The organism is Streptomyces sp. MAI_2237, assembly GCF_054189285.1.
The window spans coordinates 1,196,903-1,219,483 of record NZ_JAJPGQ010000005.1; the positions used below are offsets into that span (position 1 = coordinate 1,196,903).

Genomic DNA, 22,581 nt, shown 5'->3' on the forward strand with positions numbered 1-22,581 from the left:
CCGCATCGTGGCCGCTCAAACACCTTTCGGCCCTCTCGCGCGCGGCCGATCGTGCCGCTCGGGCGGGAAGCGGGCCGGCGGACGGCGCGTTCAGCGGGGTGTCCTGGCGAAGACGTACGGCGCGGCGACGAACGTGCTGTGGTGGTCCGCCGCGCGCAGGGCGGCGGTGAGGCGCTCGCGCGGTTTGAGGCCGAGCCCGGCCGTGGCGTGCAGGGCGCCCAGCGCCAGGTCGTCGCCGCAGCCCACGGCGGCGTAGCCCTCGGCGCGCTCACCGACCTGATAGTCGTCGTGGATCTCGAAGAGGCGGCCGTGGACGCCGACGAGGAAGGAGCCCGCCTGTTCCTGTTCGGAGTCCTTGCGGGCCCATCCGCCGTCCTTGAGGCAGGTACGGACGGCGTCGACGAAGGTGGTGACCATGAAACGGTCGAGGTCGCCCTCGGGGTGCGGGGCCTTGAAGGCGTGGTGCAGGAGCTGACCCATGCGGAACGAGGTGGTGAAGCCGAGGACGTAGGGGCCGTTGGTGAAGACCTTCGGGTCGCGGCGGATGGTGAGCTGGGACCCGCTGCTGCCCGCGGAGTCGCCCGCGAGGTGGACGCGCCGACGATGGACCAGGCCGACGATGACGGTCAAGTCACCACCTCCACATACGTGTTGGGACTTTGCGGTGCTCCATGGTCCGGTTCTGCCCGCCGGCCGGGCGGATCTACCGCTTCCGCGCCCTTCCCGGATGCGAACCCCGCCCTTGTCCGCGCCGCCGGACCTCACCTAGCCTGAGTTTGTGCCGCAAATAAACAAAGCCCGTTCGCACAGCGCCGTGCCGGGCCCCCGAAGCGACCTCGTCCGGCTCCGTGTCGTCCTCACGGTCTTCTTCGCCCTCGACGGCTTCGTCTTCGCCGGCTGGGTCGTCCGCATCCCCGCGATCAAACAGCAGACCGGGGCCTCCGCCAGCGCCCTCGGCCTGGCCCTCCTCGGCGTCTCCGCCGGCGCGGTCGTCACGATGATGCTCACCGGCCGCCTCTGCCGACGCTTCGGCAGCCACCCGGTGACCGTGGTCTGCGGCGTCCTGCTGTCGCTGAGCGTCGCGCTGCCCCCGCACACCCACTCGGCACTCGCCCTGGGTCTCGTCCTGCTCCTCTTCGGCGCCGCCTACGGCGGCATCAACGTCGCCTTCAACAGCGCGGCCGTCGACCTCGTCACCGCCCTGCGCCGGCCGATCATGCCCAGCTTCCACGCCGCGTTCAGCCTGGGCGGCATGCTCGGTGCCGCCCTCGGCGGGCTGGTCGCCGGGCACCTCTCCCCCGCATGGCATCTCTTCGGCCTGACCCTCCTCGGGCTGCTGGTGACCGCCGTCGCCGGACGCGCCCTGCTGCGCATCGAGCCGCCGCGCCCCCCTGACCGGCCGGACGGCGCCCCGCACGACGGCACACGCCCGCCGGACGCACGGACCCGCGGCCTGGTCGTCGTCTTCGGTCTCATCGCCCTGTGCACGGCTTACGGCGAGGGCGCCATGGCCGACTGGGGCGCCCTGCACCTGGAACAGGACCTCGGCGGCTCCGCCGGGGCCGCGGCCCTCGGGTACTCCTGCTTCGCGCTGGCCATGACGGCCGGGCGGCTGACCGGCACGACCCTGCTGGAACGGCTCGGCCGCACCCGTACCGTCGTCGTCGGCGGCACCACCGCCGCGGCCGGCATGCTGACCGGCGCCCTGGCGCCCTCCCTGTGGGCGGCCCTGATCGGTTTCGCCGTCACCGGGCTGGGCCTCGCCAACCTCTTCCCTGTCGCCGTCGAACGCGCGGGGACCCTCGCGGGCCCCAGCGGGGTGGCGATCGCCTCCACCCTCGGCTACGGCGGCATGCTGCTCGGCCCGCCGGCCATCGGTTTCATGGCGGACTGGTTCTCGCTTCCCGCCGCGCTGACCAGCGTCGCGGCGCTGGCCGCGGTCGCCGCGCTCATCGGTCTCGTGACGCGGCGCGCGACGACGCGCTGACCCTGGCCGGCCGTACCGGGCGCGCTCAGCGGTCCCGCAGTCGTACGAGGTGATACAGCACCGGCATCGCGGTGGTGTGGTTCTCCCGGAGCGTGGGCCGCAGGAAGCGGTAGAAGCTCGGCTTGCCGAACTGCCGCAACGCGGCGGCGGGCAGGCTGAGGTCCCAGCGGGCGTGACCCACGTGGGTGTAGGGCGAGGCATCGGAGTCGAGGGGTTCGAGCAGCAGCGCGTTGTCCAGGCCGGTCTCCGCGGCGTACCAGCCGGTGAGGTGCTCCCAGAGCTCGGCGACGCGGCGCGGGTCCTCACCGGCGAGGTAGTGGAAGAGGAACAGCCCCTGCCGGGTGCGGTCGACGTCGGCCACGCACTTGCCGCAGCGGGCGGTGAGCACCCGCACCTCCCGGCCATGGTGTTCGAGGCGTCGGAGCAGGTCCCGGAAGGCGACGGCGCGCTGCACGGCCGGAATGTCCTGCGGCGTTCTGGTCTCCACCAGGACGGCCACGTCGTGCGGGGCGCGGGGCGGGCCGTCGGGCGGGATCCAGCCGATCGGCGGCGCCGCGGCGGCCGCCCGGTACACGCTGGCCCGCTTGACCTCGGCCAGGCTGGCCAGGTCCTCGGCCTCGGCGCGCAGCATGTCGAGCAGGAGCATCCGGTCCCGGTTGTGGCCCGGCCTGCCGAGGCCGGGCGCCGGCGGCCGGAGCGTCGCAGCGAGATGGACGTAGCCCGACGGCGGCGGCTCGACGAGCGAGGCCGGACGGAACTTCGGGCGGGGATGGACGAGGGTGACGCTCATGGGATCTCCCGCGGGGCGGTGTCTTCCCTGGCGTCGTAGCACCTACCCGATGGCCGCCGCCTCACGCCCTCACCCCCCGGGTTCTCGCTGCCGGTAACGTCCGCCTCCGCAGGTCGATCCCGACACGACACGAGTGGTGGCGTGGAACAGCCCGGCGTCCACGACTGGGTCCCGGGCCGCTTCGCGGTGGAGGTGGCCGAGGACGAGGCGCACGTCCCGCAGTTGCGGATCACGGTGGAACCGGCCCCCGGCAGGGACGGTGACCCGGCCCTGATCGCCCGTGCCGTGCGCGAGCAACTGCGGCGTCCGAACAGTGAGTTCGCGAACTACGTCCCGACTCCCGGCAGTTGCCTCGGGTCCGGCTGCGGGACTTCGGCGACCCCGAGTACGTCCCGCCGGGGTCAAGCACCGCCACTCGCGCGGCTGATGGGGTACGGGCCAGGACGGCGGGTGTCGTGCGCCGCGCCTCCGTGCCGTCCCGGACGGCCGCCCTTTGCGGGCCGCCCGGGACGGTCGAAAATGCCTGCGCTCCGCGCCCCCGGCCGACGTACTCTGACCTCCGCTGTCTGCCGAGGGAGAACACATGGGGATCCGTAGCCTGACCCGTGGCGAAGCCGAGCGACGGGCCGCGCTGCTCACGGTCGAGCGGTACGACCTGGAGATCGATCTCACCGCTCTGCCCACCGGGCCGGAGATCCGCTGCGTCTCCACCGTCACCTTCACCTGCCACGAGCCCGGCGCCGACACCTTCGTCGACTGCGCGGCCCAGGTGAAGGGCGCCACGCTGAACGGCGCCGCCCTCACCCCCGGCGACGACGGCCGCATCCCGCTGCCCGCCCTGGCCGGGCACAACGTGCTGCGCGTGGAGAGCGTCCAGTCCGACACGGCCGCCGGCCCGGGTGTGCACCGGGCCGTCGACCCCGCGGACGGCGAGGTCTATGTGTGGATGAGCTTCGAGCCGGACGAGGCCCGGTTCGTGTGGGCCTGCTTCGACCAGCCCGACCTCAAGGCGCCGCACGCCTTCACCGTCACGGCACCGGCCGCCTGGACCGTCACCAGCAACTCCGGTGACGCCCGCGTCGAGGACCTGGGCGCGTCCCGGCGCTGGGCCTACCCGGACACCCCGCCGCTGTCGGTGTACAACACCGTCGTCAACGCGGGCCCCTTCCACGAGATCCGCCGCGAGGCCGACGGCCACGACCTGGGCCTGTACGCCCGCCGCTCGCTCGCCGAGGTCCTCGACCGGGACGCCGACGAAATCTTCACCCTCACCCGCCAGGGCCTCGCCTTCTACGGCGAGGCCTTCGCCATGCCGTTCCCGCAGCGCCGCTACGACCAGGTCTTCATGCCGGAGTTCGGCGGCGCGATGGAGAACTACGGCTGCGTGACCTGGTCGGACGCCTTCCTGCGGCGGTCCGAACCGACGCCCGCCGAGCGGGAGTTGCTCGCCCTGGTACTGCTGCACGAGATGGCGCACATGTGGTTCGGCAACATCGTCACCATGCGCTGGTGGGACGACCTGTGGCTGAACGAGGCGTTCGCGGAGTTCGCCTGCCACTGGGCCGCCGAGGGCGCCACCCGCTACACCGACGCGTGGGCGGCCCATCTGGCGGGCAACAGGCTCAGGGCGTATCTGGCCGACCAGGGTCCCGCCTCGCACCCGATCCACCAGCCCATCCACGACGTCGCCCAGGCCGCGTCCATCTTCGACAGCATCACCTACCCCAAGGGCGCGGCCGTCCTGCACCAGCTGATGACGTACGTCGGCGAGGACCGCTTCCGGGCGGGCATGGCCGCCTACTTCGCCCGCCACGCATGGGGCAACACCTCGCTGCAGGACCTCGTCGACTCTCTCGCCGAGGCCGGTGGGCGCGACCTGGACGCCTGGCGCGCCGCCTGGCTGGAGCGGGCGGGCACCGACCGGTTCTCCCTGGAGCGGGAGGGCGAGAGCGTGACGGTGGTGGCCGCCGGCACCCCGCGTCCGCAGGTGCTGGCGGTCGGTGCGTACCACGGGAAGGGCGGTGCCGGCGAGGCGCTGGAGCGCGCCGCGCTGGTCCGCGTCGAGGTGACCGGGTCCCGCACCCCGGTGACCGGCCTGCCGCCGGCCGCGGACGTCCTGCTCGTCAACGACGACAACCTCACCTTCGCCACCACCCGCCCCGACCCCGCGACGAGGGACGCCTTCTTCGACACGGCGGCGCGGCTGCCCACGGCCGTCTCCCGGGGCGTGGCCGTGGCCGCGGTGTGGGACATGCTGATCACCGGCGAGGCCACAGCGGCGGAGGCCGGGCGGTGCGTCACCGTGGTCCTGTCGGCCGAGACGTCCGACGCGGTGATCGAGCCGTATCTGGACCTCGCGGCGAACATCGCCGAACTGTGGGCGCCGTCAGCAGAACGCGCCCGGCTGACGGCGGCCGTGGCCGCGGCCTGCCGGGACCTCGCCGCGGACCCCGGCCGCCGGCAGGTGGCGCTGCGCGGTCTGGCCCGCACCGCGACGGGCCCGGAGGATCTGGAGTGGCTGCGCGCACAGGCCGGGGACGACGTGGACCTGCGCTGGCGTGCGCTGGTCCGCGAGGCGGAGCTGGGCGGGGACGTCGCCGCCGAGACCGCGCTGCTGCTCGAACGCGACCCGGACCCCGACGCCGGGGTCCGCGCCCTGGCCGTACGCGCGGCCCAGCCGGACGCCGCCGCGAAGGCCGAGGTCTGGCAGCGGCTGGCCGTGGACCGCGAGGTCCCCGTCTCCGCGGTCGGCCAGATCGCGGGGGCCTTCTGGCGCCCGGGTCAGGACGACCTGCTGGCCCCCCACACCCGGCTCTACCTGGAGTCGATCCCCCGGCTGCACATCGGCGGAATGATCCCGGCGATGGGCTACACCCGGTACCTGCTCTCGCCGTACGCCGTGGATGCCGGCTACCTCGACCAGGCCCGGCAGGCCTCCGCCGAGGCGCCCCCGGTCGTCCGCACCACCGTGCTGGAACGCTCGGACGCCATCGCCCGCATGCTGCGCACCCGCGCCGGGACCGCCTGAGGGACCACGGCACCCGTCGCCCCACCATGATGGCGGCTCCCGGGGCCCCCGGCTCGACGCCCGCCCCGTACCACCCGACCACGCCCGCCCGGTCGAACGGCGGGGATTCGATCGCTCCCCGCCGGTCCAGCCCCCGCCGCACCACCGGCGCCCGGACGCCGAGGTCGGGGATGTCGAGGCGCAGCGGCAGCGCGTTACCCGGCCGCCGTCCGCTCAGGGGCTCCCCGCGGCGACGGCGGCCGGGGCGCGGAGCATGAACACGTCGACCGCGTCCTCGCGCTGCGACACGAACCCGAAGCGTTCGTAGAGGCGGCGGGCCGGGCTGCCCCGCAGGACGTTCAGGCGGACGGGCACGCCGGCGCGGTCGCACCGCCCGAGCAGTTCGCGCAGCACCGCCGATCCGACACCGCGGCCCTGGAGAGACGGGACGAGGAGGAAGTGCTCCAGCCAGTGCGCGTCCTCGGCGGGACGGAGGGCCACGCAGCCGGCGAACGCGCCGTCGGCCTCGATGACCCAGGTGTGCTCCGGTGCGAACGCGTCCCGCAGCCGCTGCCGCACCCGGTGCTCGTCGTACCGCCCGAGCCGCTCCAGATCCGGGCGCATCACCACGGCCCGCAACTCCGCCGCGGCCTCGACGTCCGCCCGCGTCGCCGGCCGCAGTCCCCAGTCCACCATGATCACCACGCTATCGGGACGGCCGGTCCGGCGCGGAAGCGTCCCACATCTAGGACCGGGACCGGCCTACTGGCCGCCTACCGTCGGCGTCGTCCGAGCGACCTCCTCGAAAGGACCGCCATGTCCGAGCCGCGCAACCACGCCCCGGAGGGCTACACGACCGTCGCGCCCTGGGTCGTCACCGAGGACACGGGGGCCTTCCTCGACTTCGTCAGCCACGCGTTCGGGGGCGAGGAGCTGGCGCGGGTGGCGACCGAGAGCGGGGCGATCGGTCATGCCGAGATCCGCGTCGGCGACACGGTGGTGCTGGCCTTCGACCGAAGCCCCGACTGGCCGGTCATGCCGAGCCTGCTGCGGGTGTTCGTCGCGGACGCGGACGAGGCGTTCTCGCGGGCCGTCGAGGCGGGCGCCAAGGTCGTCACTCCCCTCGCCGACGACGCCTTCGGTCAGCGCGGAGGACGCGTCAAGGATCCCTTCGGCACCATCTGGTGGGTGGTCGCCCGCGTCGAGGACGTATCCGAGGACGAGATGTGGAAACGGCTGCGGGAACCCGGGTACGCCGAGGTCATGCGCGTGGCCCAGGAGACGTTCGACGCCGAGGTCAGCGGCCGGAGCCAGGGGCGCGGCAGCGCGCCCGTGCGGACGACCGGCTGACGCAGCGGTTGCCCTCGGCCGCGCTCCGTGCGGCACACTCCCCTCATGGAGACAGTGGAGTTCCTGCGGACCCTGGACCGGGAGGGCCGACTGCTGGCCGTGGCCGCCGAGCGGGCCGGCACGCATGCCAAGGTGCCGACGTGTGCGGACTGGACGGTGCGGGACCTGCTGCGCCACACCGGGGTGGTGCACCGGTGGGCGGCCGGTTTCGTCGGCGAGGGGTACGGCTCCCCCCGCCCCATGGGCGAGCCGCCCGAGCTCGACGGCCCCGAACTGCTCGAGTGGTTCCGTGCGGGGCACCGGCGTCTCGTCGACACCCTCGCCGCCGCCCCGTCCGACCTGGAGTGCTGGCACTTCCTGCCCGCGCCGTCACCGCTCGCGTTCTGGACCAGGCGGCAGGCGCACGAGACGACGGTGCACCGGATCGACGCCGAGGCGGCAGGGGGCGGGGCGTTCGGCGACATCGCCCGCGAGTTCGCCGCGGACGGTGTCGACGAACTATTGAGGGGGTTCCACGCCCGCGCCAGGAGCAAGGTCCGCAGCGAGGAGCCCCGGGCCCTGCGGGTGCGGGCGACGGACGTCGACGGCGCGGTGTGGACCGTACGCCTGTCCGCGCAGCCTCCTGTGACCCTGCGGGACGACAGCGGTGCCGCGGACTGCGAAGTGGCCGGGTCTGCCGCGCGGTTGTACCTGGCCCTGTGGAACCGGGTGCCCTTTCCGGGCGTGACCGGCGACGCCTCGGTCGCCGCGCTGTGGCACGCGAGGTCCGCCATCGTCTGAGGAACGGGGCCCCCGGCCCGCCGGCCTCCTCGGAACGCCCTCAGCCCGCCAGCATCTTCGTCAGGACCGCGCGCTGTACCGGCAGCACCTCGCCGTGCAGCGCGCGCCCCTTGTCGGTGAGTGCCACCCGTACGCCCCTGCGGTCCTCGGCGCACATGGCGCGGTCGACCAGACCGTCCTTCTCCAGCCGGGCGATCAGGCGGGACAACGCGCTCTGGCTCAGGTGGACCCGCTCGGCGATCTCCTGCACGCGGTAGGCGCAGGAGTCCCCCGACAGCACGTCGAGCACCTCGAAGTCGCTGGCGCACAGGCCGTGTCCGTGCAGTGCGCGGTCGAGTTCGCACTGGGTGCGGGCATGCAGCGCGAGGATGTCCCGCCACTGGTCCACGAGCGCCTGCTCGGCCTTCTTCGCCGCCATGAGCGCACCGTAGCAGAGAAACGATTTCATTGCATCGGAATTAAATGCGTTTGCATTCGATGCACACGCATGTAGTGTCTGTGGGCATGACCTCTCCGCTCACCAACCCCGCGGCCCCGGTGTCGGCGGTCCGCTGGACCCCGCGACTGTGGGGCACCCTGCTGGTGCTGTGCGCCGCGATGTTCCTGGACGCCCTCGACGTGTCGATGGTCGGCGTCGCCCTGCCGTCCATCGGCTCCGACCTCGGCCTGTCCACCTCGACCCTGCAGTGGATCGTCAGCGGCTACATCCTGGGGTACGGCGGTCTGCTCCTGCTCGGCGGCCGCACCGCCGACCTGCTCGGCCGCCGCCAGGTCTTCCTGATCGCCCTGGGCGTCTTCGCGCTCGCCTCGCTGCTGGGCGGTCTCGTCGACTCCGGCCCGCTGCTGATCGCCAGCCGGTTCATCAAGGGACTCAGCGCCGCCTTCACGGCACCGGCGGGCCTGTCCATCATCACCACGACCTTCGCCGAGGGCCCCCTGCGCAACCGCGCCCTGTCGATCTACACCACCTGCGCGGCCACCGGCTTCTCCATGGGCCTGGTCCTCTCCGGCCTGCTGACGGAGGCCAGTTGGCGCCTGACCATGCTGCTGCCCGCGCCGATCGCCCTGATCGCGCTGCTGGCCGGCCTCAGGCTGCTGCCACGCAGCGAACGCGAGAAGGACCACAACGGCTACGACATCCCCGGCGCCGTCCTCGGCACCGCCTCGATGCTGCTGCTGGTCTTCACCGTCGTCCAGGCTCCCCAGGCCGGCTGGGCCTCGGCCCGCACCCTGCTGTCCTTCCTGGCCGTCGCCGTCCTGCTGACGGTGTTCGTCCTGGTCGAGCGCCGCTCCCCCGGCCCGCTGATCCGGCTCGGCGTCCTGCGCTCCGGCAGCCAGATCCGCGCCCAGCTCGGCGCGCTGGCCTTCTTCGGCTCGTACGTCGGCTTCCAGTTCCTGACCACCCTCTACATGCAGTCGCTGCTGGGCTGGTCGGCGCTGCACACGGCGCTCGCCTTCCTGCCCGCCGGCGCACTGGTCGCGGTGTCCTCCACCAAGGTCGGCTCGATCGTCGACCGCTTCGGCACCCAGCGGCTGATCGCGGCCGGCTTCGCCCTGATGGTGCTCGGGTACGCGCTGTTCCTGCGCGTCGATCTCGACCCCGTCTACGCCGCCGTGATCCTGCCGTCGATGCTGCTCATCGGCGCGGCCTGCGCACTGGTCTTCCCCTCGCTCAACATCCAGGCCACGAACGGCGTGCAGGACCACGAGCAGGGCATGGTCTCCGGCCTGCTCAACACCTCCGTGCAGGTGGGCGGCGCGATCTTCCTGGCCGTCGTGACCGCGGTGGTGACCGCCCACACCCCGGAGCACGCCACCGCCCAGAACGTGCTGGACAGCTACCGCCCCGGCTTCCTGGTCGTCACCGGGGTCGCGGTGGCCGGCCTGCTCATCACCCTCACCGGCCTGCGCACCCGCCGGCCGGCCCACTCGGTGGTCGTCGCCAAGTCCACCTCCCTGGAGGCGGATCGCGTACCCGTACGCGACTAGGGGGAGCCTCCACGAGTGCGCCCGGCGGGAGTTGGTTGCCCGCCGGGCGCACCGGTGTGAGACTGCACGGATGGACGGGCACGGGGGACGGCCGCACAAGGCCGAGCGGGACGCACTGACCGTCGAGGTCGGATACGCGCTGGTCAGCGCGGTCTTCCTGGCCGGGGTGGTGTTCGCGGCCGTCGCCGGTCCGGCGTTGTTCCTCGACCTGCCCGGCCTGCTGGCGGCGCTGCTGCTGCAGGTCGGCCTGGCGCTGGCACCGATCGTGTTCGTCGTCCGGGTCGTGTGCGTCCTGGTGGACTTCCGGCGTGCGGCTCAGCCCAGCCAGCCCGGCCGGACCAGCCCCGACTCGTAGGCCAGCACCACCAGTTGGGCCCGGTCCCGGGCGCCGAGCTTGACCATGGTGCGGCTGACGTGGGTCTTCGCGGTGAGCGGGCTGACGACCAGGCGGCGGGCGATCTCCTCGTTGGACAGGCCGATGCCGACCAGCGCCATCACCTCCCGCTCCCGCTCGGTGAGTTCGGCGAGGCCGTCGACGGCGGCGGGCTCCTTCGAACGGGCGGCGAACTCGGCGATCAGCCGACGCGTCACCCCGGGCGAGAGCAGGGCGTCCCCCTCGACCACCGCCCGCACAGCACGCAGCAGTTCCTCCGGTTCGGTGTCCTTGACCAGGAAGCCCGAGGCACCCGAGCGGATCGCCTCGAAGACGTACTCGTCGAGTTCGAAGGTGGTCAGCATGACCACCTTCACCTCACCCAGAGCGGAGTCCCCGGTGATGCGGCGGGTCGCGGCCAGACCGTCCAGCGCCGGCATGCGGATGTCCATCAGGACGACTTCGGGGCGCAGTTCGCGCACCTTGCGCAGCGCCTCCTCGCCGTCCGCGGCCTCCCCGGCCACCTCGATGTCCGGCTGCGCGTCGAGCAGCGCCCGGAAGCCTGCCCGTACCAGTGACTGGTCGTCGGCGAGCAGTACACGGATCACCGGTCGTCCTCCTTGGCCGCGGGCTTCAACGGCAGTACGGCGAGCACCCGGTAGCCGCCGTCGGGGCGCGGGCCCGCCTCGATCGTGCCACCCAGGGCGGCGGCCCGCTCCCGCATTCCGGCCAGGCCGTTGCCGCTGCCGCCGGCGTCCGCGCCGGTGGCGGGCCCGTCGTCGTCGACCCGCAGCCGCAGCGTCCCGGTTTCGTGACCGACCCGCACCCGCGCGTGCCGCGAGCCGGAATGCCGTACGACGTTGGTGAGCGCCTCCTGCACGATGCGGAACGCCGCCAGGTCCGTGCCGGGCGCGAGCCGCGGCGGCTCGCCCTCCACGTCCACCGTCAGACCGGCACTCGCGGCCTGCTGCACCAGCTCGGGCAGCCGGTCCAGGCCAGGGGCGGGCGCGCGCGGCGCGTCTCCGGGTGTGCGGAGCGTGTCGAGGACCTGGCGGACCTCGCCGAGCGCCTCCTTGCTGGCGTCCTTGATGGTCGTGAGCGCTGTGCGCGCCTGCTCGGGGTCGGTGTCGAGGAGGGCCAGACCGACGCCCGCCTGCACGTTGATCACCGAGATGCTGTGCGCGAGGACGTCGTGCAGTTCGCGGGCGATGCGCAGCCGCTCCTCGTCGGCCCGCCGGCGTGCCGCCTGCGCCCGCTCGGCCCGGTCGCGGGCCCACTGCTCCCGGCGGACGCGCGCGAGTTCCGCCAGCGCCACGATCGCCGCCACCCACGCGGCGATCACGCCCTCCTGCGCCCAGGAGGCGGCGTGGTCCCCGGCCGGCGGCAGCCACCGGTACAGCCAGTGCGCGACCAGCACATGCCCCACCCACAGCATGCCGACCGCACCCCAGGCCGCCCTGCGGTGCCCTTCGACGACGGCACTGAAGCAGGCCACGACCACGGTCAGGAACACGGGCCCGTACGGATACCCCGCGCCGAGGTAGACCGTCGTCGCCGCCGCCGTCCCGAACGCCACCGCCACCGGATACCGCCGCCGCCACAGCAGCAGCCCCGAGGCGACCAGCAGCAGCGCCCACGCGAAGCCGTCCAGGGCGGCCCGCTCGCCGTGCTGCCGGTGGGCGGCGAAGTGGGACCCGAAGAGCACGAGGACGGTGAGCAGCAGGGTGGAGCGCCACGGCCATCGGGCCGCCCGCTCCCCGTCGCCCCCGCGGCCCGCCCACGGCGGCCCGTGCCGCCCCCACGGCGGGCCACCCCCGCGCACGCGCTGCCGCTCGTCCATGACGGCCACGCTAGACGCCGTCCGGCCTGGTGGGCGTCAGCCGGACGAGGTGATCACACATACTCCCCCGGAAGTACGGCCGCTGGGGTCGCCGTGGGCGCACACACCGGGATGGGGGTGCGCTTGCCCGACGGGGAGACGAGGCACGGCTACGGGGTTGAGGAGACACGCCTGCCCGGGCGAATGTGGGCGCCTGCCCGCGCTGACTTGGGAGCGTCTGCCCGGGCTGACTTGGGAACGTCTGCCTGGGCTGACTTGGGGACGTCCGCCCGGGTGGAGGGGCGCGGCGACCCAGGCTGACGTGGGCGCGCCCGCCCCGGGGGATGCGGCCGCCTCGGTTGCCGAGGTGAGCCTGCCCGGGTGGACAGGGCGCGGCCGCCCCAGGCTGACGCGTGGGCGTGCCCCGCCCCGGGGATTCGGCTGCCCTGGTCGACGGGGTGCGCCTGCCTCGGACGATTCGGCCGCCCTGGTCGACGAGGTGCACCTGCCACGGAGGATTCGGCCGCCCTGGTCGACGAGGTGCACCTGCCCCCGGACGGGACGACGTCGATGCGCGCGCCCCGGCGGCGTCGGTGGCCTCGCCCGGCGCCGTTTCTTCCGTGGGCGCGAGACCCGGTCAGCGCCTCGCCGACGGGCGGTCCGAGATTCCGACGCCCAGCGCGAGCTGGGCCGCCGCGTGCCGGAAGAACGCCTCCCGGTCCTCGACGACCCGGTTGAACTGACCGAACAGCTCGAACCCGACCAGCCCGAACAGCTGCGCCCAGGCCGCGACCAGCGCCGCCGCCACCTCGGGCGGCAGGTCGGGGGCGATGTCGGCGGCGAGGCGCTCGGCCTCGGGGCGGAGTTCGGGGGCCAGCGGAGGGAAGGTCACGCCGGGGCCCTTGATCGCGTCGCGCACGATGCCGATCAGCAGCAGACCCACCCGGGAGGCGGCGGGGACGGTGCTCTGCGGGGCGGTGTAACCGGGGACCGGCGAGCCGTAGATCAGGGCGTACTCGTGGGGATGCGCGAGGGACCAGGCGCGCACGGCCTCGCAGACGGCGATCCAGCGCCGGGTGGGTGTGGCGTCCGAGACGGCTTCCGCCGCCGTTTCGGCGGCCTCGCCCAGGGAGTCGTAGGCGTCGATGATGAGCGCCGTCAGCAGGTCGTCGCGGCTGGGGAAGTACCGGTAGAGGGCCGAGGAGACCATGCCGAGCTCGCGGGCGACGGCGCGCAGCGAGAGCTTGGTCGCGCCCTCGGAGGCGAGCTGCCTGCGGGCCTCGTCCTTGATGGCGGCGGTGACTTCGATCCGGGCTCGGGCGCGGGCGCTGTGGGGGGTGCTCATGGGGTGCAGTGTGCCACGGAAACAGAGCAGTGCACACAAACGAGAGCGCCGATCAAAAAAGAGAGCACTGCTCTTGCTTTAGAGCGGCGATCTGATGCAGACTGCTCTCCGTACGGCAAACCGAGAGCACCGCTCACAAAAGAGAGCGCCGCTCGCCCACTCCACAGGGGTCATCATGTCCGCGCACGTCAAGAAGCCCGGCTGGTTCACCGTCAACGTCTTCAACCGGGCGGTCGCCTGGATGACCCGCCGCGGCCTCAGCGTCTGGGGCTCCCGGGTCCTCGCGGTCCGCGGCCGCAAGAGCGGCGAGTGGCGCACCACCCCCGTCAACCTGCTGACGGTCGATGGCCAGCAGTACCTGCTCGCCCCGCGCGGCCACGTCCAGTGGACGCACAACATGCGCGCCGCCGGCGGCGGTGAACTCCGCCTGGGCAAGAACGTGGACGTGTTCACCGCCGTCGAGGTCGCCGACGACGACAAGGTCCCGCTGCTGCGGGCCTACCTCAAGCGCTGGAAGGCCGAGGTCGGGGTGTTCTTCAACGGCGTGGGCCCGGACTCCCCCGACGCCGACCTGCGCCGCATCGCCCCCGACCACCCGGTCTTCAGGATCACCGTCACGAACTGAGCTCGGCGCCCTCACCACCAGCGGCACCACCGGCGGCACCACCCGCGACACCGCCCTCGGCACCGGGCCCCGTGTCGACCGCCGGACGCCGGTCCAGCGCGCTCAGGGCACGGTGGGCCATCGGGTGGCTGCGCACGAGCTCGCCGAGGGACGTCGCCCCCTGGGTGATCTCCTTGAACGCGTTCCACGCGGGCCGGAACCCCGTCAGCACCGCGTGGAACAGGCCGGGACGGCGCTCGAACACCGTCAGCATCCGCTTGCCGACGCTCATCTCGACACCGAGGCCCGCCTTGATGGCGAACGCGTAGTTCAGGGCCTGCCGCCGGGCGTCCACCGCGTCGTGCGCCTCGGCGATCCGCACCGCCCACTCCCCCGCGAGCCGCCCGGAGCGCAGTGCGAAGGAGATGCCCTCGCGGGTCCACGGCTCCAGCAGCCCGGCCGCGTCCCCGCACACCAGTACCCGGCCGCGCGACAGCGGCGAGTCGTCGGCCCGGCAGCGGGTCAGATGGCCGGAGGAGATGCTCGGCTCGAACCCGGCGAGGCCGAGCCGTCCGATGAACTCCTCCAGGTACCGCTTGGTCGCCGCGCCCTCGCCACGGGCCGAGATCACCCCGACGGTGAGCGTGTCCCCCTTGGGGAAGACCCAGCCGTAACTGCCGGGCATCGGGCCCCAGTCGATCAGGACCCGCCCCTTCCAGTCCTCGGCGACGGTCTCGGGCACCGGGATCTCCGCCTCCAGGCCGAGGTCCACCTGGTCGAGCTTGACCCCGACATGCGCTCCTATCCGGCTGGCGCTGCCGTCCGCGCCGACCACGGCCCGGGCGAGCAGCGTCTCGCCGCCCTGTAGGACCACGGCGACCGTGCGCCGGTCGGGCACCGCCGAGCCGTGCTGCTCGACGCGCTGCACCGTGACGCCCGTGCGCAGCTCGGCGCCCGCCTTCTGCGCGTGCTCGACCAGCTGCTGGTCGAACTCGGGCCGGTTGATCAGCCCGAACAGCATCTGCCGGGAGCGGCGGGTACGGGTGAAACGGCCGTTGTGGGAGAAGGTGACCGCGTGCACGCGGTCCCTAAGCGGCAGCTCGAAGCCCGGCGGCAGGCTGTCGCGCGAGGGGCCGATGATGCCGCCGCCGCATGTCTTGTAGCGCGGCAGCTCCGCCTTCTCCAGCAACAGCACACGCCGTCCCGCCACCGCGGCCGCGTAGGCGGCCGAGGCCCCCGCGGGTCCCGCGCCCACCACGACGACGTCCCACACCCGCTGCACGTCGTCCGCCGAAGAGTTCTCGCTGCTCACGATGGTCTACTGCTCCCGATCAAGCCGCTGCCGCACCTGTCCACCGCATCCTACGGCGGACGTCGTCGCAGGCCACTGTGGGAGGATCCGGATATCCACCTGTACAACGTCGCACCCACGAGGAGCGTGCCCATGTCGTCGAATCCGGTCGCCGAGACCGTCGCCTCGCTCATGCCGAGAGCGCGGGACGAGCTCGCCGAACTGGTGGCGTTCAAGTCGGTGGCGGACTTCAGCCAGTTCCCCAGGAGCGAGAGCGAGGGGGCCGCGCGCTGGGTCGCCGACGCGCTGACCGCCGAGGGCTTCCAGGACGTGGCCGTGCTCGACACCCCGGACGGCACCCAGTCCGTCTACGGCCACCTGCCCGGACCCGAGGGCGCCAAGACGGTGCTGCTCTACGCCCACTACGACGTGCAGCCCCCGCTGGACGAGGCCGGCTGGGCCACCCCGCCCTTCGAGCTGACCGAGCGCGACGGCCGCTGGTACGGGCGCGGGGCCGCCGACTGCAAGGGCGGCCTGATCATGCACCTGCTGGCGCTGCGCGCCCTGAAGGCCAACGGCGGCGTCCCGGTCCATGTGAAGGTCATCGCCGAGGGCTCGGAGGAGCAGGGCACGGGCGGTCTGGAGCGGTACGCCGAGGAGCACCCCGACCTGCTGGCCGCCGACACCATCGTGATCGGCGACACGGGCAACTTCCGCGTCGGTCTGCCGACGGTCACCGCCACCCTGCGCGGCATGACGATGCTCCGTGTCCGCATCGACACCCTCGAAGGCAACCTGCACTCCGGCCAGTTCGGCGGCGCCGCCCCGGACGCGCTGGCCGCGCTGATCCGCGTACTGGACTCGCTGCGCGCGGAGGACGGCTCGACCACGGTCGACGGGCTGACCGTGGAGGGCCCCTGGGAGGGCCTGCAGTACGACGAGGAGCAGTTCCGCAAGGACGCCAAGGTGCTGGACGGCGTACGGCTGATCGGCTCGGGCACGGTCGCCGACCGCGTCTGGGCGCGGCCGGCCGTGACCGTCCTCGGCATCGACTGCCCGCCGGTCGTCGGCGCCACCCCGTCCGTGCAGGCGAGCGCCCGCGCGCTGGTCAGCCTGCGGGTGCCGCCGGGCGTGGACGCGGTCGAGGCGACCAAGCTGCTGCAGGCCCACCTGGAGGCGCACACCCCGTGGGGCGCCCGGGTGGCCGTCGAGCAGATCGGTCAGGGCCAGCCGTTCAGCGCGGACACCGCGAGCCCGGCGTACACGGCGATGGCGGAGGCGATGGCGGTCGCCTACCCGGGCCAGGAGATGCAGTACGCCGGCCAGGGCGGCTCCATCCCGCTGTGCAACACGCTCGCCACGCTCTACCCGGAGGCGGAGATCCTGCTGATCGGTCTGAGCGAGCCGGAGGCGCAGATCCACGCGGTCAACGAGAGCGTGTCGCCCGAGGAGCTGGAGCGGCTGTCGGTGGCCGAGGCCCTGTTCCTGCGCAACTACGGCGCGAGCTGACCCGCTCTGCCGTCGGCAGAGGGCCCTCGCCTTCGGGCGGGGGCCCTTCTACGGTCGTCCGCATGGACGTCGTGGAGCTGGTGCCGGGGCTGCGTCTTCTGCGTTTCCCGGTGGGGCAGGCCTATCTCTGGTGCGACGGCGAGGAGTTGACGCTTCTCGACGCGGGTCCGGGTGGCTCGGGGGCCGCCGTCGCGGCCGTCGCCGAGCCGCTGGGCACGATCCGCCGTATCGTGCTCACCCATTTCCACGAGGACCATGTGGGCGGCGCGGGCGAACTGGCCGCGCTGACCGGCGCCGAGGTGCTGGCCCATTACCTGGACGCCCCCGCGATCCGGGGTGAAGTCCCCGGCTCGCCGCCGGTGTTCGAGGACTGGGAGCGGCCGATCCACGCGGAAGCCGCCCGGCACCTGCCCGCGGCCCCCTTCGTCCGTCCCTCGTGGCTCACCGAGGTCGCCGACGGTGACGTCCTCGGCTTCGGCGATGGTGCCCGCGTGCTGCACACGCCCGGCCACACGCACGGCAGCATCGCCGTCCATCTGCCGCGCCATCGGGTGCTGTTCACGGGGGACACCGTGGCGGCGTCACCGGTCGACGGCGCTGTGATACCGGGGGTGTTCAACCTGGACCGGCCCCAACTGCTCGCCTCGTTGCACCGGCTGGCCTCGCTGGACTGCGACGTGGCGTGCTTCGGGCACGGCGATCCGGTCGTCGGCGACGCCGGCGCGGTCCTTCGCCGAACGGCGGACAGACACCCGGTCCGACCCTGACCATGGAGGTCATGTGCTCCGTCACCCGCATCGCCCGCCACACCGAAGTCGCCACCGAGCTGGCCCTGTTGGGGGACGGCGAGCTGGGCGAGCTGCTGGCGGCAGCAAGGCCGGCGGGCGCCGGTATCGGCGGGCGCTGTGCGCTGGTCGAGGTGGCGGGCACCCCCGTGTTCGTCAAGCGGGTGCCGCTCACGGACATCGAGTCGCTGCCGCACAACGCCGGTTCCACGGCGAACGTCTTCGACCTGCCGGCCGCGTGCCACTACGGCACCGGACACAGCCCGGGCTTCGGCGCCTGGCGCGAGCTGGCCGCGCACACGATGACGACGAACTGGGTGCTGTCCGACGCCTTCCCCGGCTTTCCGCTGCTGCACCACTGGCGCGTGCTGCCGGACGAGGTCCGGCCGCTGCCCGCGGAACTGGCCGACGTGGACGGCACGGTGGCCTACTGGGGCGGTGCCCCGCAGGTGCGTGAGCGTCTGGAGGCCCTGCGGACGGCCTCCGCGAGCCTGGCGCTGTTCCTGGAGTACGTCCCGCACACCCTGCACGACTGGCTCGACACCCAGGTACGCACCGAGGACTCGGATCGGGTCTGCACCCGGGTGGACGACTGGCTCGGCGCGCTGACCGGCTTCCTGCGCCGCCGCCGACTCCTCCACTGCGACGTCCACTTCCGCAACGTCCTCACCGACGGCACCGACTTCTTCCTCACCGACTTCGGACTGGCGTTCGGCCCCCGCTTCCACCTCTCCCGGCCGGAGCACGCCTTCTTCGACCGGCACCGCGACTACGACCTCTTCTACGGCCGCGCCCACCTGGTGAACTGGCTCGTCACCGCCCTGTACGGCTACGACAGGCTGGAGCGGGAGGCCTTCGTGCGGGCCTGCGCGGTCGGTGCCCGCGCCGACGGCGCGCCGAAGGCCGCGGCCGCGATCATCTCCCGGGACGCCCCGCTCACCGCCGTCCTCAACGGCTTCCTGGGCCGCCTGCGCCAGGAAGGCCGGCGAACGCCCTACCCGCACGAGGAACTCCGGCTCGCCCACGACAGCTCGGCGCTCTCCCCGGACGAGCGCGCCCGACGCGGTGGCTGACGTGTGGATGCGAGGAGTTCCCTCGCCCATGCGCGCCGGTCAGTGGCTGCCGGTGAGTTCGCCGCTGAGCGTCTTGTGGATACGGGCGCTGGGTTCGTTCAGGCCGATGATCTCGACGGCCTTGCCGCGCTGGGCGTACTTGGTCTCGATGGCGTCCAGGGCGGCGACGGAGGAGGCGTCCCAGACATGGGCGGCGGAGAGGTCGATGACGACCTTGTCGGGGTCGGCGGCGTAGTCGAACCGGCCGACGAGGTCGTTGGAGGAAGCGAAGAACAGCTCGCCCGTGACCCGGTAGACGACGGTGGCGCGGTCGGGGTCGGTGACGGCGGTGACCTCCGCGAGGTGGGCGACGCGCTTGGCGAAGACGACCATCGCGGTGACCGAGCCGACGACGACACCGACGGCGAGGTTGTGGGTGGCGACCACGCACGCCACCGTGATCACCATGACGGTGATCTCGCCCGCGGGCAGCCGCCTGAGGGTCCTCGGGGCGACGGAGTGCCAGTCGAAGGTCGCGAAGGACACCATGACCATCACCGCGACCAGCGCTGCCATGGGGATGTCGGAGACGACCGGGCCGAAGACGACGCACAGCACCATCAGGAACGAGCCCGCCAGGAAGGTGGACAGGCGGGTGCGGGCGCCGGACACCCGTACGTTGATCATCGTCTGGCCGATCATGGCGCAGCCGCCCATCCCGCCGAAGAATCCGGTGACGATGTTGGCGATGCCCTGGCCGATCGATTCGCGGGTCTTGGAGGAGTGGGTGTCGGTGATGTCGTCGACCAGCTTGGCGGTCATCAGCGACTCCATCAGGCCGACCAGCGCCATGGCGAGCGCGTAGGGCGCGATCGTCGTCAGCGTGTCCACCGTGAAGGGGACGTCCGGCAGTCCGGGAACGGGAAGCGAGGAAGGCAGGTCGCCCTTGTCGCCCACGGTCGGCACGGCGATGCCGGCCGCGACCGTGACGCAGGTGAGGACGACGATGGACACCAGCGGAGCCGGGATCACGGTCGTGACCTTCGGGAAGAACACCATCAGGGCCAGCCCGGCGGCGATCAGCGGATAGACCGGCCAGGGCACGTCGGTCATCTCCGGCACCTGCGCCATGAAGATGAGGATGGCCAGGGAGTTGACGAAACCGACCATCACCGAGCGGGGCACGAACCGCATCAGCCTGGCCACTCCGAGCGCGCCGAGGACGATCTGGAAGACGCCGGCCAGGATCACCGCGGCGACGAGATAGCCGAAGCCGTGCTCGCGGTTCAACGGCGCGATGACCAGGGCCACCGCGCCGGTGGCCGCGGAGATCATCGCGCGGCGGCCGCCGACGATCGCGATGGTCACGGCCATGGTGAACGACGCGAACAGGCCGATCGCCGGGTCGACCCCGGCGATGACGGAGAAGGAGATCGCCTCGGGGATGAGGGCGAGCGCGACGACCAGGCCGGCCAGGACCTCGGTGCGCCAGACCTTCGGATCGCGCAGCCAGTCCGGCTTCAGCCCGCGCAGCCGCGCGGCGGGAGACAGTGCGGAAGAGGACAAGGAAGCAGTTACCTGTCGTACTCGGGCACACCCCGAGGACAGGGCAGGGCGCGCGGAGGACACGGAAGCCGACCGGCATCCCGTGATCGGCCGCTACGGGCCGGAGGTCTCGATAGACAAAGCCGAGCGCGATCGGTGCGCGCATACGGGCTCTCGTCAGCGGCGGAGGATCACGGCGGACAGGCGGCAGCGCTCGGCAGCACGAACTCGCGCACGCGTCTCTCCTGCGGGGGTCGGAAGTCTTCGCCAGGGGCGGCATCGGCCCCGGCAACGGTCGGGCACGGGAACACGCGCCGCACACCGAGCGGGAGCGGCACGCGGGCCACCCTCACCGTCGACGACTCTACCCTAACGTTAGGGTAGAGATCGTCGGGCGGGAGCGGACGCGCCCGCGAGCGCGGAGGGATCGGATCAGGGGCGTGGACGGCACACACATGCAGATCGGCGAGGTCGCCGCGCGCACCGAGCTGTCCCTGCGCACGATCCGGCACTACGAGGAGAGCGGCCTCGTCGTCCCCTCGGCCCGCTCGCAGGGCGGCTTCCGCCTCTACACCGAGGCCGACGTCGCCCGGCTGATGGTCATCCGCCGCATGAAGCCGCTCGGCTTCACCCTGGACGAGATGCGCGCCCTGCTGGCGGCCACCGACCGCCTCGACTCCGGCGCCCGGCTGTCGCCCGAGGAACGCGACGATCTCCTCGAGCGGGTACGCGGCTTCGAACAGGCCGCGCAACAGCGGGTGGCCGACCTGCGCACCCAGCTGGCCCGAGCAGAGGAGTTCGCGGCCACGCTCCGCGCGCGCCTCACGCACCCGCCGACGAAGTGATCTCGGGCTGTGCGACACGTATCCGGCCAGCACGGCCTCTGCTCGATCCACTGAACGACCGGGCATGCAGCCCGGAGTCCGGCTTCCGGATCAGCCGAGCGGAACACCGGCCTCCAGGTAGTGGGCCGCCCCCCGCTCGCGCGCCCGAAGGGCCCAGCGCAGTCGCTCGTAGCGGACCGGCGGCAGCAGGTCGGCGGCCTCCTGCTCGCTGACGAAGCGCCAGTCGCGCAGCTCGGGCCCCGGCAGCAGCATCCGCTCCGCCTCGGCGGAGTCGAGCCGGCCGCCGTCGAACAGCAGCCGCAGCCCGCCGAAGCCGGGCGGTGCGGGCGCCTCCCAGTCCACGACCAGCAGCGGCGGTACGTCGTCCAGGTGGATGCCGGTCTCCTCGGCGACCTCGCGCATGCCGGCGCGGGCGGGCGCCTCACCGGGTTCCACGACGCCGCCGGGGAACTCCCAGCCGGCCTTGTAGGTGGGGTCGACGAGCAGGACGCGGTCCTGTTCGTCGAAAAGGAGGACGCCAGCGGCGAGCGTCTCGGCGGTGGGCTCGGGCGTCTGCACGATGTCGCACACCGGCACCTCCCCCCTGCCCACGGCCTCCGCGATACGGGCCGCGGCCTCGTAGGGGGTGAGAGCGCTGGTGTCGACGGGGTGGGCGTCGGCGGTGAGCCAGCCGGCCAGGGCACTGCGGTACGGCTCGATGTGGTCGTACGACCACTGCCGTATCCGTATCTCGCCGTCGGGGAGGTCGGGTGGGACCTCCCGGCCGGCTATGCGCTCGCGCAGGATCGTTTCGGCCGGGGCGAGGAGCACATGCCGGACCGCGATGCGGCGGGCGGCGAGGCCGCCGAAGATCTCATCGCGGTACTCCTGGCGCAGCAGGGTCATGGGGACCACGAGTGTCCCGCCGAGCTCGGCGAGCAGGGCGGCCGCCGTGTCGATCACCAGGCGCCGCCAGATCGGCAGGTCCTGGTAGTCGCCGACCTCGGCGAGGTGCTTGGCCGGAAGCAGGTGTGTCAGCGCTCCGCCGACGACCTCGGGGTCGAAGAGCGTGCTGTTCGGGATCATGTCGATCAGTTCCCGTGCGGTGGTCGTCTTCCCCGCACCGAACGCGCCGTTGATCCAGACGACGGTCACAGGTCCCCCTCTTCCGTTGGCCCCCTGAGGCTTGCCCGCTCCACCCTGCCACGGAAACCAGCCCCAGTTGAGGGCGCACATGGAGGGGCGCCGGTGCTCCCTGGGCGGGTGCGCCGGCGCCGTGCCGTCAGGGCCCTACTGGAGGGTCTTGCCCGCGTCGGAGAGGCTGCCCTCGCCGACGGTGTCGGCGACCGTGCCGACGGTGTCGTCGACGCTGAGGTCGCCGAGCACCGGACGGTCGCCGAGGACGTGATGGTCCCCGGTGTGCGTGGGGCTGATCGCCGCGACGACGAACCCGGCGGCGAGGGAGGCGATGGCCATCATGCTGCGCTTCTTCATGCCCCGATCAACTGCCGGACCCGGCCCGGGGTCACGC

General features: G+C 72.9%; 22 protein-coding genes. 11 read left to right on the forward strand and 11 right to left on the reverse strand.

What is annotated here, in order from left to right:
- Positions 1 to 90 precede the first annotated feature (90 nt).
- Positions 91 to 630, reverse strand: coding sequence for a hypothetical protein (locus LN251_RS33810; protein ID WP_458247954.1), 540 nt, complete (start codon positions 628 to 630; stop codon positions 91 to 93).
- A gap of 184 nt (positions 631 to 814) precedes the next feature.
- Between LN251_RS33810 and LN251_RS33815 the strand changes: the two genes are divergently transcribed.
- The gene (locus LN251_RS33815) at positions 815 to 1,987 is read left to right on the forward strand and encodes an MFS transporter (protein ID WP_458247955.1); all 1,173 of its coding nucleotides are present in this window, start codon (positions 815 to 817) and stop codon (positions 1,985 to 1,987) included.
- A 25-nt stretch (positions 1,988 to 2,012) separates the two neighbouring features.
- Here LN251_RS33815 and LN251_RS33820 read toward each other — a convergent pair whose 3' ends face one another.
- Positions 2,013 to 2,777: a hypothetical protein gene (locus LN251_RS33820; protein WP_458247956.1), complete on the reverse strand. Its 765-nt coding sequence runs from the start codon at positions 2,775 to 2,777 to the stop codon at positions 2,013 to 2,015.
- Between the two features lie 583 nt (positions 2,778 to 3,360).
- Between LN251_RS33820 and pepN the strand changes: the two genes are divergently transcribed.
- Positions 3,361 to 5,805, forward strand: coding sequence for an aminopeptidase N (gene pepN, locus LN251_RS33825; RefSeq protein WP_458247957.1), 2,445 nt, complete (start codon positions 3,361 to 3,363; stop codon positions 5,803 to 5,805).
- Positions 5,806 to 6,018: 213 nt separating this feature from the next.
- Here the strand turns inward: pepN and LN251_RS33830 are convergent, their stop codons facing one another.
- On the reverse strand, positions 6,019 to 6,480 hold the full coding sequence (locus LN251_RS33830) for a GNAT family N-acetyltransferase (protein WP_458247958.1): 462 nt from the start codon (positions 6,478 to 6,480) through the stop codon (positions 6,019 to 6,021).
- 120 nt (positions 6,481 to 6,600) lie between these two features.
- Here LN251_RS33830 and LN251_RS33835 point away from each other — a divergent pair, with 120 nt between their 5' ends.
- Both LN251_RS33835 and LN251_RS33840 read left to right on the forward strand, forming a co-directional pair.
- Complete coding sequence (locus LN251_RS33835; protein ID WP_458247959.1) at positions 6,601 to 7,134, forward strand: VOC family protein; 534 nt, start codon at positions 6,601 to 6,603, stop codon at positions 7,132 to 7,134.
- Between the two features lie 45 nt (positions 7,135 to 7,179).
- The gene (locus tag LN251_RS33840) at positions 7,180 to 7,914 is read left to right on the forward strand and encodes a maleylpyruvate isomerase family mycothiol-dependent enzyme (protein WP_458247960.1); all 735 of its coding nucleotides are present in this window, start codon (positions 7,180 to 7,182) and stop codon (positions 7,912 to 7,914) included.
- A 40-nt stretch (positions 7,915 to 7,954) separates the two neighbouring features.
- Here the strand turns inward: LN251_RS33840 and LN251_RS33845 are convergent, their stop codons facing one another.
- Positions 7,955 to 8,332 carry a MarR family winged helix-turn-helix transcriptional regulator gene (locus LN251_RS33845; RefSeq protein ID WP_058926908.1) on the reverse strand — a complete coding sequence of 126 codons (378 nt, stop codon included), beginning with the start codon at positions 8,330 to 8,332 and terminating at the stop codon, positions 7,955 to 7,957.
- Positions 8,333 to 8,418: 86 nt separating this feature from the next.
- Here LN251_RS33845 and LN251_RS33850 point away from each other — a divergent pair, with 86 nt between their 5' ends.
- Both LN251_RS33850 and LN251_RS33855 read left to right on the forward strand, forming a co-directional pair.
- The gene (locus LN251_RS33850; RefSeq protein ID WP_458247961.1) at positions 8,419 to 9,903 is read left to right on the forward strand and encodes an MFS transporter; all 1,485 of its coding nucleotides are present in this window, start codon (positions 8,419 to 8,421) and stop codon (positions 9,901 to 9,903) included.
- 70 nt (positions 9,904 to 9,973) lie between these two features.
- Positions 9,974 to 10,258, forward strand: a complete 285-nt coding sequence (locus tag LN251_RS33855) for a DUF6332 family protein (RefSeq protein WP_458247962.1) — start codon at positions 9,974 to 9,976, stop codon at positions 10,256 to 10,258.
- Here the strand turns inward: LN251_RS33855 and LN251_RS33860 are convergent.
- The 3 genes from LN251_RS33860 to LN251_RS33870 all read right to left on the reverse strand — a co-directional run bounded on the left by LN251_RS33860 (position 10,219) and on the right by LN251_RS33870 (position 13,440).
- A complete protein-coding gene (locus LN251_RS33860) occupies positions 10,219 to 10,884 on the reverse strand; it encodes a response regulator (protein ID WP_458247963.1) in 666 nt (221 codons plus the stop codon). The two genes, LN251_RS33855 and LN251_RS33860, sit on opposite strands and share 40 nt — an antisense overlap.
- Entirely contained in the window at positions 10,881 to 12,116 is a 1,236-nt protein-coding gene (locus tag LN251_RS33865) for a sensor histidine kinase (protein WP_458247964.1), read from the reverse strand. Before LN251_RS33865 ends, LN251_RS33860 begins: the two co-directional genes overlap by 4 nt.
- Positions 12,117 to 12,732: 616 nt before the next feature.
- Complete coding sequence (locus LN251_RS33870) at positions 12,733 to 13,440, reverse strand: TetR/AcrR family transcriptional regulator (protein ID WP_458247965.1); 708 nt, start codon at positions 13,438 to 13,440, stop codon at positions 12,733 to 12,735.
- A 175-nt stretch (positions 13,441 to 13,615) separates the two neighbouring features.
- Here LN251_RS33870 and LN251_RS33875 point away from each other — a divergent pair, with 175 nt between their 5' ends.
- Positions 13,616 to 14,065, forward strand: coding sequence for a nitroreductase family deazaflavin-dependent oxidoreductase (locus LN251_RS33875; protein WP_058926903.1), 450 nt, complete (start codon positions 13,616 to 13,618; stop codon positions 14,063 to 14,065).
- On the opposite strand, the gene LN251_RS33880 is transcribed toward LN251_RS33875, so the two are convergent.
- Positions 14,055 to 15,356 carry a geranylgeranyl reductase family protein gene (locus LN251_RS33880; protein WP_458247966.1) on the reverse strand — a complete coding sequence of 434 codons (1,302 nt, stop codon included), beginning with the start codon at positions 15,354 to 15,356 and terminating at the stop codon, positions 14,055 to 14,057. The genes LN251_RS33875 and LN251_RS33880 overlap by 11 nt on opposite strands.
- Before the next feature lie 132 nt (positions 15,357 to 15,488).
- Between LN251_RS33880 and LN251_RS33885 the strand changes: the two genes are divergently transcribed.
- The 3 genes from LN251_RS33885 (at position 15,489) to LN251_RS33895 (ending at position 18,702) form a co-directional block, all read left to right on the forward strand.
- Positions 15,489 to 16,844 (forward strand): M20/M25/M40 family metallo-hydrolase, encoded by a 1,356-nt coding sequence (locus LN251_RS33885; protein WP_458247967.1) that lies wholly within the window; start codon positions 15,489 to 15,491, stop codon positions 16,842 to 16,844.
- A 62-nt stretch (positions 16,845 to 16,906) separates the two neighbouring features.
- Complete coding sequence (locus LN251_RS33890) at positions 16,907 to 17,611, forward strand: MBL fold metallo-hydrolase (RefSeq protein WP_458247968.1); 705 nt, start codon at positions 16,907 to 16,909, stop codon at positions 17,609 to 17,611.
- Positions 17,612 to 17,622: 11 nt separating this feature from the next.
- Positions 17,623 to 18,702, forward strand: a complete 1,080-nt coding sequence (locus LN251_RS33895) for a protein kinase family protein (RefSeq protein WP_458247969.1) — start codon at positions 17,623 to 17,625, stop codon at positions 18,700 to 18,702.
- A gap of 39 nt (positions 18,703 to 18,741) precedes the next feature.
- Here LN251_RS33895 and LN251_RS33900 read toward each other — a convergent pair whose 3' ends face one another.
- The gene (locus tag LN251_RS33900) at positions 18,742 to 20,232 is read right to left on the reverse strand and encodes a SulP family inorganic anion transporter (RefSeq protein WP_458248226.1); all 1,491 of its coding nucleotides are present in this window, start codon (positions 20,230 to 20,232) and stop codon (positions 18,742 to 18,744) included.
- A gap of 434 nt (positions 20,233 to 20,666) precedes the next feature.
- Here LN251_RS33900 and LN251_RS33905 point away from each other — a divergent pair, with 434 nt between their 5' ends.
- Positions 20,667 to 21,071 carry a MerR family transcriptional regulator gene (locus tag LN251_RS33905; protein ID WP_458247970.1) on the forward strand — a complete coding sequence of 135 codons (405 nt, stop codon included), beginning with the start codon at positions 20,667 to 20,669 and terminating at the stop codon, positions 21,069 to 21,071.
- Between the two features lie 90 nt (positions 21,072 to 21,161).
- Here LN251_RS33905 and LN251_RS33910 read toward each other — a convergent pair whose 3' ends face one another.
- Both LN251_RS33910 and LN251_RS33915 read right to left on the reverse strand, forming a co-directional pair.
- Positions 21,162 to 22,205, reverse strand: a complete 1,044-nt coding sequence (locus LN251_RS33910; protein ID WP_458247971.1) for an NUDIX hydrolase — start codon at positions 22,203 to 22,205, stop codon at positions 21,162 to 21,164.
- A 135-nt stretch (positions 22,206 to 22,340) separates the two neighbouring features.
- Positions 22,341 to 22,544, reverse strand: a complete 204-nt coding sequence (locus tag LN251_RS33915; RefSeq protein ID WP_458247972.1) for a hypothetical protein — start codon at positions 22,542 to 22,544, stop codon at positions 22,341 to 22,343.
- Positions 22,545 to 22,581: the final 37 nt, after the last annotated feature.